The sequence below is a fragment of the Fimbriimonadaceae bacterium genome (assembly GCA_019638795.1).
In the GTDB taxonomy this organism is placed as follows: Bacteria; Armatimonadota; Fimbriimonadia; order Fimbriimonadales; family Fimbriimonadaceae; genus JAHBTB01.
The window spans coordinates 67,979-81,225 of the sequence record JAHBTB010000008.1; the positions used below are offsets into that span (position 1 = coordinate 67,979).

The 13,247-nt window shown below is 66.7% G+C and carries 15 protein-coding genes; 9 read left to right on the top strand and 6 right to left on the bottom strand.

What is annotated here, in order from left to right:
- Positions 1–7: 7 nt before the first annotated feature.
- Positions 8–664 (bottom strand): O-methyltransferase, encoded by a 657-nt coding sequence (locus tag KF857_10355; protein MBX3112398.1) that lies wholly within the window; start codon positions 662–664, stop codon positions 8–10.
- Positions 665–694: 30 nt separating this feature from the next.
- Positions 695–1,219 (bottom strand): GNAT family N-acetyltransferase, encoded by a 525-nt coding sequence (locus tag KF857_10360; GenBank protein MBX3112399.1) that lies wholly within the window; start codon positions 1,217–1,219, stop codon positions 695–697.
- 128 nt (positions 1,220–1,347) lie between these two features.
- Between KF857_10360 and gnd the strand changes: the two genes are divergently transcribed.
- From gnd to KF857_10395, 7 genes are all read left to right on the top strand, one after another.
- Positions 1,348–2,259 (top strand): decarboxylating 6-phosphogluconate dehydrogenase, encoded by a 912-nt coding sequence (gene gnd / locus KF857_10365; protein ID MBX3112400.1) that lies wholly within the window; start codon positions 1,348–1,350, stop codon positions 2,257–2,259.
- Positions 2,256–2,729, top strand: coding sequence for a gluconokinase (locus tag KF857_10370; GenBank protein ID MBX3112401.1), 474 nt, complete (start codon positions 2,256–2,258; stop codon positions 2,727–2,729). The genes gnd and KF857_10370 overlap by 4 nt, the downstream gene beginning before the upstream one ends.
- Positions 2,730–2,987: 258 nt before the next feature.
- Complete coding sequence (ubiA, locus tag KF857_10375) at positions 2,988–3,878, top strand: putative 4-hydroxybenzoate polyprenyltransferase (protein ID MBX3112402.1); 891 nt, start codon at positions 2,988–2,990, stop codon at positions 3,876–3,878.
- Positions 3,875–4,498: a hypothetical protein gene (locus tag KF857_10380; protein ID MBX3112403.1), complete on the top strand. Its 624-nt coding sequence runs from the start codon at positions 3,875–3,877 to the stop codon at positions 4,496–4,498. The genes ubiA and KF857_10380 overlap by 4 nt, the downstream gene beginning before the upstream one ends.
- Positions 4,488–4,727, top strand: a complete 240-nt coding sequence (locus tag KF857_10385) for a hypothetical protein (protein ID MBX3112404.1) — start codon at positions 4,488–4,490, stop codon at positions 4,725–4,727. The genes KF857_10380 and KF857_10385 overlap by 11 nt, the downstream gene beginning before the upstream one ends.
- Positions 4,724–5,989: an FAD-dependent oxidoreductase gene (locus KF857_10390; protein ID MBX3112405.1), complete on the top strand. Its 1,266-nt coding sequence runs from the start codon at positions 4,724–4,726 to the stop codon at positions 5,987–5,989. The genes KF857_10385 and KF857_10390 overlap by 4 nt, the downstream gene beginning before the upstream one ends.
- Positions 5,979–7,472: an amidohydrolase gene (locus KF857_10395; protein ID MBX3112406.1), complete on the top strand. Its 1,494-nt coding sequence runs from the start codon at positions 5,979–5,981 to the stop codon at positions 7,470–7,472. The genes KF857_10390 and KF857_10395 overlap by 11 nt, the downstream gene beginning before the upstream one ends.
- Positions 7,473–7,645: 173 nt before the next feature.
- On the opposite strand, the gene KF857_10400 is transcribed toward KF857_10395, so the two are convergent.
- From KF857_10400 to KF857_10415, 4 genes are all read right to left on the bottom strand, one after another.
- Positions 7,646–8,224: a flagellar brake domain-containing protein gene (locus tag KF857_10400; GenBank protein ID MBX3112407.1), complete on the bottom strand. Its 579-nt coding sequence runs from the start codon at positions 8,222–8,224 to the stop codon at positions 7,646–7,648.
- Positions 8,225–8,330: 106 nt separating this feature from the next.
- Positions 8,331–9,908 carry a hypothetical protein gene (locus tag KF857_10405; GenBank protein ID MBX3112408.1) on the bottom strand — a complete coding sequence of 526 codons (1,578 nt, stop codon included), beginning with the start codon at positions 9,906–9,908 and terminating at the stop codon, positions 8,331–8,333.
- A gap of 6 nt (positions 9,909–9,914) precedes the next feature.
- On the bottom strand, positions 9,915–11,123 hold the full coding sequence (locus KF857_10410) for a tetratricopeptide repeat protein (protein ID MBX3112409.1): 1,209 nt from the start codon (positions 11,121–11,123) through the stop codon (positions 9,915–9,917).
- A gap of 69 nt (positions 11,124–11,192) precedes the next feature.
- A complete protein-coding gene (locus KF857_10415; GenBank protein ID MBX3112410.1) occupies positions 11,193–11,603 on the bottom strand; it encodes a hypothetical protein in 411 nt (136 codons plus the stop codon).
- 152 nt (positions 11,604–11,755) lie between these two features.
- Here KF857_10415 and gcvT point away from each other — a divergent pair, with 152 nt between their 5' ends.
- Positions 11,756–12,832 (top strand): glycine cleavage system aminomethyltransferase GcvT, encoded by a 1,077-nt coding sequence (gcvT, locus tag KF857_10420; GenBank protein MBX3112411.1) that lies wholly within the window; start codon positions 11,756–11,758, stop codon positions 12,830–12,832.
- 74 nt (positions 12,833–12,906) lie between these two features.
- The gene (locus tag KF857_10425; protein ID MBX3112412.1) at positions 12,907–13,215 is read left to right on the top strand and encodes a hypothetical protein; all 309 of its coding nucleotides are present in this window, start codon (positions 12,907–12,909) and stop codon (positions 13,213–13,215) included.
- Positions 13,216–13,247: the final 32 nt, after the last annotated feature.

Genomic DNA, 13,247 nt, shown 5'->3' on the forward strand with positions numbered 1-13,247 from the left:
ACGAAGCTTAGTTCGGCACCCAGACAAGGGTAAAGCCGTCGTACCCCTTCTTCCCGACCGTCTGGATCGATGTCGCGACCAGGTCGGTCCGGCTGGCGAGGTCGCGGTGAGCTTGACGTACTCCCTCGACGTCCGGTGAACCAGACTCTGCCTCGACCACTTGACCGCCTCTCACGACATTGTCGATGACGATGAGACCACCCGGTCGGGTGAGCTTGGCAGTAGCCTCAAGGTAGGTCGGGATGTTTCGTTTGTCCGCGTCGATGAACACAAGGTCGAAGGGTCCGGTCAAGGCAGGCAGGCTGTCCAGCGCGGCGCCCACCTTGATCGTGACCTTGTCGCCGACTCCCGCCGCGTCCAGATTGGCCCGGGCGACCTCGGCGTGGTGGGGATCGTGCTCCAGGGTGATGAGCTCGCCGTCCTCAGGAAGCGCCGAAGCCATCCATGTCGAGCTGTACCCGCCCAGAGTCCCGATCTCAAGGATCCTGCGGGCACCGACGAGCTTGGCGAAGATGTAGAGCTGTTTGCCCTGGCATGCCGAGACGGCGATCGGCGGGAGACCGCCGGCCTCGGTCGCGGCGTTGATGGCGTCGTACTTCCGATCCGCTTTCACGACCGTGCTCTCAAAGTATGCGTCGACGGCGTCCCAGGTCTGCTTGTCCATGTGCAGCAGATTCTATTCCAGCAGGAGAAGTCACCTGGACGCGGAATAGCAGACCAGGCCAGGAATGTCGAAAAACCGGTCGGTCACGCCTTCGTGACGCATCCCGATCTTCCCCATGATCCGAATCGAAGCTTCGTTCTGGGGGAAGGCGACCGCCACGACCCTTTCATGCCACTCCAAGCCGAGCCGGAGCATCGCCTCGCCGACCTCGGTCCCGTAGCCCTGGCCCCAGTGCGCCCGACCAAGGTGCCAGCCGATCTCATACTCCTCAGGCAGGGCCTCGTGCCCCGCCGAGTGCTTCGTCCTCAGGCAGAGTCCGGTGCCGATCGGGTCGGCAATACCCGGAGCCAGGACGGCCAGGTAGGCAAAGTGAGGTTCGGTCATCGATCGGGCCCCGATCCTTTCGATCCGCTCGCGCGTGGCCTCGATGGAGTTGTCCGCCGGCCCGCCGCCCAGGTACTTCGTCACCTCGGCGTCGCCATAGACCGTCCGGTACGCCTCGAGGTCGGCAAGCGTCCATTCCCTCAGCACGATCCGCTTGTGTTCGATTCTCATGTCACTTGGGAGTACATTTTTAAGAATCAGAAAGATTCCTCCGGCCGGGGCCTTCTTGACAACATTCGTACTGGCCTAAGACCCGGCGACCGACGACCGTCGGCCGCGAAGGTGGAACAATCATATCCGTGGCAGACCTTCAAGTCGGATTAGTCGGTTTGGGCAAGATGGGAGCGAACATGGCCCGACGTTGGGCGGGTGGCGGCGTGCGCGTCGTCGCGGGAGATCCCTCGGAAGCGGCCCGTCAGTCCGTCGCCGACGTGGCGGAAGTCCACGCGACTCTGCCCGAACTTGTCGCGTCAATGGCTCAGCCCCGCGTCCTTTGGTCAATGGTCCCCGCGGGCGACCCGACCCAGGCCGTGCTCGACCACTTGGCCGACCTCGCCGCGCCGGGTGACGTCCTTGTCGACGGGGGTAACAGCGACTTCCGCGACACGATGAAGCGGGCCTGGGTGTATGGCGAAAAGGGCCTTCCCCTGGTGGACGTCGGCGTCAGCGGTGGCGTCTGGGGGCTTGAGAACGGCTATTGCATGATGGCCGGGGGAACCGGTGAGGCGGTCGAGAAGGTCCGACCCCTGCTCGAAGTCCTCGCCCCGGCTCCCGACACCGGCTGGGGCCACGTCGGTCCCTCGGGGTCGGGCCACTTCAGCAAGATGGTGCACAACGGCGTCGAATACGGGATCATGCAGGCCCTTGGCGAAGGGTTCGCGATCCTCCAGGCCAAGAAGGAGTTCGGCTATGACCTCGCCCAAGTGGCCAAGGTCTGGCAGGTGGGTAGCGTCGTCCGGTCGTGGCTTCTCGATTTGACCGCCGAGGCCCTGGCCGAGGACCAAAAGCTGGACAACGTCGCCCCCGTCGTGGCCGACTCGGGAGAAGGGCGGTGGACGCTGCGCGAGGCGATCGACCTGGGTGTGCCCGCCCCGGTCGTCGCCGCCGCCCTGATGGTCCGCCAGGCCTCCCAGGGCCATGGCGACTACAGCAACAAACTCCTTGCCCAGATGCGCCACGCCTTCGGCGGCCATGCCGTCACCCACGAATGAGGGTCGTCGTCTGCGGAGTCTCGGGGGCGGGGAAGACGGTCGTCGGCAAGAAGTTGGCCGTCGCATTGGATTGCCCGTTTGTCGACGCGGACGACTACCACTCCGCGGCCAACAAGGCCAAGATGGCGGGCCACGTCCCCCTGACCGACGAGGACCGCTGGCCTTGGCTCGACGCCCTTAACCAGGTGCTGAGGGAACGTGCCGACGTCGTCCTTGCCTGCTCGGCGCTCAAGCAGGTGTACCGTGACCGCCTGGAGGCCGGGGTAGGCGACGTGCGCTGGGTCGCCCTGGTCGGGAGCCGTGAGGTGATCCAGCGACGGGTCGACGCCCGGGTCGGCCACTTCATGCCCGCCGACATGCTGGCGTCGCAGCTGGCGACGTGGGAGCCACTGACGAGTGGCGTGTCGGTGAACGTGGCGGGCACGGTCGACGAGACCGTCCAGAAGGCTCTCGCCGGACTCCGTCATTGAGGCTTTGAGGCGAAAAAATTCCGGCTGAGTGGAGAGGACAGACCTCAGCCGGCATCCGCTCGTTGCTCTCTTGCTTGCGCCCCGCGGAGCGGGGCTTGGCATGCCAGCCGCCTAGCGATTCCGGCGACTGGTCTCGGCTTCTGTGTCCGAAGCCGTCACCAGTTAAGATGATGTCAAGCCTTGAAACGTTCCCTATATGGGCATGTTGCCTGGTTTTTGACCTGGACTCTAGCCTGACAGGCTTGTACAATCTGGCGAATGGCCGTCGCCGCCCGCGGATGGAAGGCCCTCCAGGTCTACCTGGAGATGATCAAGTTCGAACACTCCGTGTTCGCGCTGCCCTTCGCCCTGACCGGCATGGTCTGGGGTTCGGTCGCCTCCGGGACGGGCGGTTGGCCGGGCTGGCGCGTCTTCCTGTGGATCGTCGTCGCGATGGTCAGTTGCCGTTCGGCGGCGATGGCCTACAACCGCATCGTCGACCGGGACGTTGACGCCCAGAACGCCCGCACCAAGTCGAGGGCGATCCCGGCGGGGCTTCTGACACTGCGTCAGTCGAGCCTCTTCTTCTACGGGTCGTGCGCGGTTTTCTTCCTGTCTGCCGCGATGCTCAACCCGCTGGCGCTCCTGCTGTCACCGGTCGCCCTTGGGGTCACCCTTTTCTATTCGGTGACCAAGCGGTTCACCCCGTTGTGCCACTTTGTCTTGGGCCTGTCGCTGGGGATCGCGCCTTCGGCGGCATGGATCGCCACGACGGGGTCGTTGGCTCTCGCTCCGTTCGTCCTCACCCTGGCCGTCCTGTTTTGGACGGCGGGCTTCGATATCATTTACGCCCTTCAGGACGACGACTTCGACCGCGACGCTGGCCTCCGTTCGTTGCCCCAGACGCTGGGCCGTCGGCGGGCCCTCGCGGTCAGCCGGACCTGCCATGTGCTGGCGGTCGGTCTGCTGGCGTGGGCTGCGTCCCTGGCCGGTGCGTCTTGGCCCTTGTGGGCCGGCGTCGCGTTTGCCGCGGCGCTCCTGGGTTACGAGCAGTCGCTGGTGAAGCCCACCGACCTCAGCCGGGTCAACATGGCCTTCTTCACGCTCAACGGTTTTGTGTCCATGGGCTTCTTCGGGTTCGTCTTGCTCGACCGGTGGGTCGGGCGTTGACGGCCGTCCTCGGGCGGACGAACTGGGTCGCGCCGCCCGTCTGGTTCGCCCCCGTGTGCGACCGGCTGGAGGATGCCGCCGTCCTGCTTGACGCGTTGCCGAAGGGAAGCGTCGTCGCCCTGAACGGGCCGGTGGTCGCCCATGCCTGCCGCGGCCGAGACATCGTGCGCCTTGTCGACTTGGGCTTTGCCTATGAGACGGCCGCCAACGCGAGCCACGCCGCCGACTTGGTGTCGGCCGACCTGTTGCGGGTGATGGCCTTGGCCGGGACGCCGACGGGCCTTCTGGTCACTTTGCCGGTCCGCACGCCCCTTTGGGGAGGTCAGGTGGAGGGGGCGTTGCGCGCCCTGGAGGGGGCCCGTGACGACGGCATCGTCAGACACCTCGGCGTCCGGGTCGCCGGACCGTGGGCGATGGTCGAGCCGACCTGGCGGCGGCACGACGGCTTTGAGTTCGCCGTCTGCCCACCGGAGACGGCAGAAGAAGTCCTCTCGTTCGCCTCCGGGCGGCGGGTCGGGGTGGTCGTCTCCGGGACTCGTCCGGGGGCATACCGACTCGTCAGAATATCCTCGTTGGCCGAGATGTCCCCATTTCTCGCCCCGGAGCAGGATGGTCCTTAACCCCTTCAACGCGATGGCGGCGGTGGCCGGACTGTTTCTGCTCCTGTGGGTTTATCGCCTGGTCAAGGAAGGGGCCAAGGCCCTGCCCATGACCGTCGCCTTCGTCGCCATGACCCTTCTGTTGCTGACTTTGGGCCAGGACGGTCCCGTCTGGGCGCGTTGGGCGCTTGGCGTGCCGCTCGTGCTCTGCCTGGGCTGGGACGCCGCTTCCCGGAGGAAGAAGCCGTGAGGGTCGCCGTGGTCGGGGCCGGGTTCGCGGGGCTCCGCGCCGCCATGTTGCTGGAGTCGACTGGCCACGAAGTCGTCGTGCTGGAGGCTCGGGGTCGTGTCGGGGGGCGGGCCAGCACGGTGCGCGTCGGCGGTGGGTTCTATGAGGCCGGTGGCGAATGGATCGACGCCGACCACCATCGGGTCGCCGGGTTGCTGGCGGAGTTTGGCCAGGAGCCGGAGCCCTGCGACCAGTGGCCGGGGCGGGTCGTGTACCAAGGCGAGGCGGCACCGGAGGACGCCCCGTGGTCCGACGCGGCGACTGATCTCGACGCCGTCGAGGAGGCGGCCGTCGCCCTGTGCCGGCGGATGCCCGCCGAACCCGCCGACGACCAGGCGTGGGCCCACGTCGACCAAAAGTCTCTTGGCGCCTGGCTCGACCAGCACTGTGCCAGCCGACGCGGCCGCTGGCTGGCCGAGGGCGTCTTTCGGAGCGACGAAGGGGAAGACACCGGGCGCGTCGGCTTGCTGGGCTGGTTGGAGGGCTACCGGCACTACCTCGACCGGGAGGAAGGGGTGATGAGCGCGTTCCGGTTTCCCGAGGGTGCGGAAGGGCTCTGCGAACGCATGGCGGCTAGCCTGGACCAACCCGTCTCGTTCGGCTGGCGTCTCCGTTCGGTCGAGCAGGGAGAAGACTGTGTCGCCCTTTGGTCGGACAACGAGGTCGTCGTGGCCGACCGTGCCGTCATCACCTTGCCGCCTTCCGTCCTACGGGACATCGATTTCGGCCCGGAACCGGTGCCCCAGCAGGAGGCCTGGGCCGCCGTCACAGGGGCCCGGACCGTCAAGGTCGCCCTGCGGTTTGAGCACCGGTTTTGGGAAGGGTCGCCGCGCACGTTGGCCGACCTGCCGTTCCAGCAGGTGTGGGACGGGGGCCGAGGCGACTTGCCTCTCCTGTGCACCTACATCTGCGGCGACGGGGCCGACGCGGTGCGCCGGGCCGACGACCCTGTCCAACACGTCCTCCGGTGGGTCGGCGAGGTGTTCCCCGGGGCGGCGGCTGCCTTCGTCGAGGGCTGGCTGCACGATTGGGTCGGAGACGACCACGCCCGCGGCGGTTACACGTGCCTGACCCCCGGGTCGTCGCGCCTCCGCCGGTGGTTGCGTGAACCGGTCGGCCGGGCCCACCTGGCCGGGGAAGGCACCTCCGACTGGATCGGCTTTTACGAAGGCGCGTTGGAAAGCGCGGAGCGGGTGACCCGCGAGGTACTGGATGCAAACTGACTACACACTCAACGACGGAAGGGCCGTCTTGGCCGTCCGCGACGGGATCTTCGTCACTCCCGGCGGCGGTCGGCCCGAACCGCTTCCCGGCGCCTATGTCGGCCCCGCGTTCGTCGACTGCCATTGCCATGTCCTTCCCGCCGGCCTGCACCTGCACAGCCTGGACTTGCGCGGCACGACCTCCCATGAGGAGGTGCTGGACCGGGTCGCCCAGAGACACCGCGACCAGCCGGACGGTTGGCTGCTCGCCGTCCAGTACGACCAGAACCGTTTTGCCGACGGGCGGCACCTGACCGCCGCCCAACTCGACGCGATCACCAAGGAGAGGCCGGTCGTCCTCCGCCACTTCAACGGTCACGCCGGTGTGGCGAACTCGGCCGCGCTGGCCGCTGCCGGAGTCGGGCCCGACACGCCAGACCCCAGCGGCGGGGTCTACCGTCGCGGCCCCGACGGCCGACCCGACGGCGTCCTGCTGGAGCACGCCCTCGACCACGTGATGGCGTCCAGCCCGGCCCCCGACCTGGAGCAAATGGTCGCCGCCATCCTCGCCGCCGGCGAGTCCATGGCCAGCATGGGCGTCGGCACGGCGACGGACATGATGACCGGGTACGTCGACCTTGAGACCGAACTGACCGCCTATCGCCTGGCCAGCGAACGGGGCTGCGCCGTCCGGCTACGGCTCTTCGTCCAGTGGCGTGACCTGTTCGGCCGTCGCGCCATGCCCCAGGAGCGCTTGCGCGAGCACCTCGCGGCGATGGACCCCGCCCGGTGCCGGGTGGAGGGGGCGAAGATCTTCTCCGACGGGGCGATCGCCTCGGGCACTGCGGCGATCCACGGCGAGTTCAAGACCGGCGGCAGCGGTCAGCTCATTTACTCGCCTGAGCGTCTCCACGAGATGGTACGCGTCGCCGACGAGGCCGGCTGGCGGATCGCGGTCCACTCCATTGGCGACCGGGCCACCGACCACGTGGCCGACGCGTTCAGCCAGACCCAAGACCCCACCCGCCACCGGATCGAGCACGCCATGATCCTCAGCGACGCCCAAATCGACCGCTTGGCCAAGCTCGGCGCCCATGTGGCGATGCAACCCGAGTTTCTCGTCCAGAACGGCGTGGCCTATCGCAAGCAGTTGGCCGACCACGTCTCCCCGCTCCTCAATCGGACGCGCAGCGTTCTCGACGCGGGTATCAGCCTGTCGCTCAGCTCCGACCGGCCTGTCGTGGCGGGCGACCCGCTTGTCGGCGTCCGGGCCGCGGTCGACCGGCCCGAAGGATTCGACCCGAGGGAGGACTTGACGTGGGACGAAGCCCTGTCCCTTTACACTGCTGGGGCGTCCGACGCGAACGGGGACACAGGGCAGGGACGGCTGGACGAAGGGTGCCGGGCCGACTTCGCCGTCTTCGACCGGGATGTCCGGGACGGCGGGACCTGCCAGGCCCTGTGGGTGGCAGGCAAGCCCGTATGGCGACGCCGGTTGGACTGATGGTCTATCCTGGTCCTACCCAGGGATTAGGACCACGGATACCCGAGGGCCCGCCGCGCGTTGGAATGGGTGACGCGCGATCCTCCTCCCACCGCGTCAGGGCAAGTATCCCAGGCTTGTCCCATCCAACCCAAGAGCCCCCGCCTCGTGCGGGGGTCTCTTTGTGTCTGGGACTAGGAGCGGGCCATGGTCCGCAAGCCGCCGAGCGGCTCGCTGAACCGGACACGGACGATCCGCCCGACCGCCGAGCCCCATGCGCCAGGAATAGACTCCAGAGCCCAGCCGTCGCAGACGCCCCGGCCGTCCGGCAGGACAAGCCGCACCGATTCACCGGCGGTGATGTCGCACTGGGTGACGAGTTTGGCCCCGTTGGCGGAGAGGTCGCACAGGACGGCAGGTTCGTCGTTGATCTGGGCCTCGATGCCGTCAAAGACGGTCTCGCGGAGTTCGGCACGGCGTTCCACCCGGCGCACGGCGGAGGGATGGGCCACCGTGAACTGGTGGGTCACTGGGTCGCGGGAGACGACCTCGGTGCGGAAGGTGAGGACGCCGTCTGTCGTGGGGACTTGGGCCATGTACGGCTCGCCGACCTGGACGGGGACGTAGTGGTCGCGCTGGAGAGGGGCGCTGAACACCAGGCCTTCACGCTCGGTGGCGACGTAGTAGCACCGGTACACCCCTTTAGGGCCGACAAGGCGGGCCTTCGTGTGGGGGGCCAGCTCCAGGACATGGTGCTTGCTTCTTCGGCGCATAGAGAAAATTGTGCCGATAACCGCGCCGATCACCAGAGCAATCGCGAACAGTCCGATAACTTCAAGTATTTCCCGCATCGGGTCCTCAGATCAAAGACAAGAGTGTTCAGTGATCGTGGTCTCGACGCTCTTCTTGGTACAACGCCCGGACGTAAGGCACAAGCTCAAGGACTTCGCTCAAGCTCATCGTCGCTTCGTCGGCCAGGTCGTCGTCGCCAGTCGTCGCCAGATCCAAGATCTCTTGACCACATTGGGCGAGCAACTTCTGTGCCAGATCACGCTCGGCTTGCGACTTTTTGTAACGTTGAGGTGTAGGCAACAACGCGACCAGGTTGGAGAGGGCGAGGGTCTGCCGCTGCAGCGCCATCGCGCGGGCGACGACCTCAGGAGTTTTGGGGGCGTGGCGCGCCACGGGGATCAGTTCGCGGCACGAGGAACCGACCACGTCGACAGCCTGGCTGACCAACTCGACGGCCCGGACGTAGGTTTGCTCCAGTGACGCGGGGCTGGCGTCGTTAACCGCCTTGAGATCGGCCTGACATCCTTCCACGTCGCCAAGAAGGCCGCGTGCCACCGCTCGGCCGACGACGGCCTCGGGGGTCGGGCCCGCCGTGATCGAGGCAGAGTAAGCGTTCATCGCGTCGACCAGGCGGTTTTGCACCAGCAAGATGTCGCCGAGCACCGCCATCGAGGCGACCGCTTTGGCGTTGTGGTGGGTGGCGACGTCCAAGTCGGCCTGCGCCTCCTTCGGTTTGCCGGCCGCCAACCAGTGCCGGGCCGATTTGAGCCAGGGGCCCGGGTCGCCCGTAGTCAGCCGGGCCGCCCGGCGGGCCTCCATGGCGGCCTCGAAGGCCATGCCCTGCGCCGAGAGCAGGTCGATGAGCCATTGGCGGGGCCCGATGTCGTAAGGGGCTTGGTCGACGGCCTCGCGGAGGGTGAGAATGGCCATCGCCGGCTTGCCTTCCGCGACAAGGGCGTCGACCTGCTTCTTGAGCGCCGCCCCGGCAGCGGGGTCGAGGGTGACGGCGACGGTGCCGCCGAGCTCCGTTTTCCGGTCGTGGGGGGTGGAAAGCCGGGGTCGCTTGGGCAGGTCATGGAAGGCGGTGTCGGCCAACAGTTCCGACCATGTCCGCGTCAAGGAGAGGGCGGTGCTGTCCCAGTCGGGCCTGCCGTCGACATAGGCCACCATAGACTCGAACATCTTGTCGATGTCGGTGAACTGGCCGACCGCCTTGCGAGACTTCTCGTCGACGAAGAGGCGGGGACGATAGCGGCTTTGCCGGTCGTACTCACCGAACCGCCATATCGGCCGGCTGTCGCGGCCCCGGTAGAGAAAGGCAAGGGGGCGGAGACCGTTGTTCTCCTTGAAGACGGTGACGAAGAGGACGTACGGGACACGCAGCTTCTCGGCGGCCTCGCGGATCTTTTGCTGGCTGGCCTGGGCGTCAAACTGGATCGTCCCCTCGTCGTTGGCGGCCCGGATGTAAGGGTCGGTCATCGACCAGAAGACGGGGACGACCTGGCCGATCTCGTCGAGGGCTTGGGCCATCCGAGAGCCGACGAGCAGGTTACGGTCGACGCCCTCGACAGGCGGGGCCATGAGTTGGGCGACCAAAACCGTGGGCGGGACGGAGCGCGCCGGGGCGGACACCGCGAGGGCAAGGAGCACGGCGGGGCCCGGCAACCTGGCTTAGCCTCCCAAGATGGACAACGCCTTCTTGCACGCGGCCAAGGCCCGCTCAGTGCGCTGGTCGGGTTCCTTCTTCAGTTGGGCTTCGAACGCTTCGATGGCGCGGCGATAGGCGGCCACGGCGTCCTCGTTCTTGCGCAGCTTCTCGTAGCACTGGGCCAGACGCTGGTTCGTGCTCCCTTTGTCCGCGCCCAGTTTCAGGGCCTTTTGATAGGCGTCGGCGGCACGGTCGAACTTCCCTTGGAGGTAGAGGTCACGGGCCACCCGGATCATATTGGTGACGGCGACTTCGGGGTTGACCTGGTTGGTCCCGCCCGGGCTGGCGGTGATCTCGACCACAGCCGGAGGGGCTTTCCGAGGAGGTTCGGCGGGCGGCTCGGGCGTCTTGGCGGATTCGGCCGGCGCGGTGGCGGGGGCCGAGGTGTTGGGGGGCGTCGTCGGGTTGATGGCGATCCGCGTCGGGTCAAATCCCGGGCCGGGATTGACCGACAGGGGAGGGACGTTGGGGAAACTCAGGGCGCGGGACCCGGCACCGACGCCCGACGGGGTCGGGGTGCCGACATTGTAGTTGGCCAGCGGCTGGTCTTCCGTCCGGGGTGCCTGGGTGTCGGCGGCTTTGCGCGCGTCGGGGCCGGGCGCGTCCGGGACCGGCGCTTGGGTCTCAAAGGCGTTGATCCCGCTGTCGGCGTTGGAGACAAGAAGCTGCTCCTGGTCGTCACCGGTTTTCGGCGGGTTGTTGGGCAGGGTCAGGGCGATCCCCACCGAGACGAGGACGAGGGCGACGGCCCCGCTCAGGTAGAGCACCTGCCGCTTGTTGCGCGGCTCGGCGACCTGGATCTCCTTCTGGAGGGCCAGCTTGCGCAAGTGGCCCAGGCGGATGCGGTCAAGCGGTGAGTCGGGCCGCAACTCCAGGATCCGCTCGTAGCTCTCGACCGCCTCCGAAAATCGCTCTTGCCGCTCGCGGCAGTCGCCATACAGGGCCAGGCCCTCGATCAAGTCGTGGTCGAACTCAAGGGCCGACTCGGCGATCATCAATGCTTCGGGGACCCGTCCGTCGGCAAGGAGGCGGCGTCCGTCGCCGACAAGCGCCAACATTTCCTCCCGGGCGGCGTCCACGGCACCTTCGGGCATGGGCTGGCCACACTGGCGGCAGAACTTGCTGTCCAGGGTGTTCGTGGTCTTGCAAGCCTCACATTCGATCGTGGGCATAGGACGTCCTTGCGCGGTCATTGTACCAAGAGCCCTCGGGTTCTGGACGCTTTGAATCACCGGGTTCGTTCAACGTCCCATCGGAATCCCTCGGGTCGTCTCTTCTTCGTACACCGAGGGCAGCCCTCGGAACGGGTAGTCGACCCACGCCTTGGCCAGCTTCTTCGCGCCCTGGAAGAAGACTCGGGCGGCCCCCTGTTTCGTGGTGCCGAACCGGTCGCCGATCTGCTCGAACGTGTGCCCCTCCAGACGAAGGGTGACCACCTCCAGCTGGCGTTTGGTCAGGGACGACCGTTCAGTGATCTCGGCCCATTCCTGTCGGTAGAGGTAGAGCGCGCCGGGCCGCACCCGGGGTAGGGCCATCTGGGCTTCGCGTCGGCCCGCCTCCTCTAGCTTCCGGCGGAACGAGTCTTCCGCATAGTGCGGGGCTTCGGGGTCGCGCGGCACGGCGCGCAGGAGGTCGTCGGCGATCTGGGACAAGGGTGGCTTGTACATCTCAGGCCAAAGCCAGAAATAGTATAATAATGTCTACTAGTCATTTCGCGGGCCCGCCGTCAACCAGCACCTGTGGGCAACCTGGTGAAAGGTCCCGGTAAGGTCCCGGGCGACCGGGCACAGATATACTCGCCGCCATGTCATCCCAGGTCACGCCGCTTCATGCCGCCCACGTGGCGACGGGGGCCCGCATGGTCGAGTTCGCCGGCTACGACATGCCGGTCCAGTACACGTCGGTCATCGCGGAGGCGAAGGCGGTGCGCGACAGCGCCGGCATGTTCGACGTCAGCCATATGGCGCGGCTGAGCTTCCGCGGGGCGGGCACCCTGGAGTTCCTGGAGCACATCACGACCAACGACGTCGCCAAGCTGGCCGACGGCCACGGTCAGTATTCGATCCTGCCCAACGCGCAGGGTGGGGCGGTGGACGACATCATCGTCTATCGGGACGGGCCGGAGGCGTTCCGCATGGTCGTCAACGCCAGCAACCACGAGAAGGACGTGGACCACATGCGTCAGTTGCTGCCTGCCGGTGTCGAAATGGCCGACCACACGGGCGAAACGGCGATGATCGCCGTCCAGGGCCCGACGGCGACCGCGAAACTGGCCGCGCTCTCCAACGACCCCGACGGCCTGACCGGTAAACCGTTCTTCGGCACCATGGACGTGTCCGTCGCCGGAGTCCACTGCTTCGCCGCCCGGAGCGGCTACACCGGCGAAGACGGCTATGAGTTGGTCTGCTCGGCGGCCCTTGCCGAGAAGCTGTGGTACGAGCTGGCCGGGGCCGGCGTCATGCCGTGCGGGCTCGGTGCGCGAGACGTTCTGCGGGTCGAGGCCGGTCTGCCCCTCTATGGCCACGAGTTGGGCGACGATATGTCGCCCTTGTGGGCCGGGCTTGGTTGGGTGGTCAGCAAGGACAAAGGGTTTGTCGGCTCCGCGCACTACGCCGCCGAACGGGAGCGTGGCCCCGCCAAAAAGCTCCTCGGGATCAAAATGGACGGGAAGCGCATTCCCCCTGCAGGCGCGGATGTGACCGTGGACGGCCAGGTGGCCGGGGTGGTGACCAGCGGGGTCTTCTCCCCCATGCTGAACTGTGGGATCGGTTTCGCCTTGGTCGGCCCAGGGTTCAAGGTCGGTGACGCTTGCTCGGTAGACGTGCGGGGTCAAGCCGAAACGGCACAATTTGCGAACAAACGGTTCTTCAAACGCGCCTAACAAATGACCATGGCGAATCGGGCGGGAAGTCATTCACTTTTCAGTCCGGATAGCCGAAATAAATGGTGTCGCTGATGAACCAACTACTGGACTGTCCGGTACTGGGGCTCGAAGATACGTTTCCTGAGACGCTCTTCGTCCTCAAGCATCCGCCGACAGGAAAATACGGTTGCTACTGCCACGACGGGGTCCACGGCCTCGCGTGCTTTTCAACCATGGCTCTCGCCCTGTCATTCGCCCGGGAGATCGACCTGAGCGGGATGTCGTGCGAAGAAGTCGCCTTCGACGAAGCGAGGCAGATCGCCAAGGACCGGCCCATGCCGGTCGTGTCGCTCATGCTCCTCGACGACCTGAACGAGCCTGTCATCCACTTCGTGCGCTGACAGCCACTCCCCGACCGCCACAAGCAATCCAT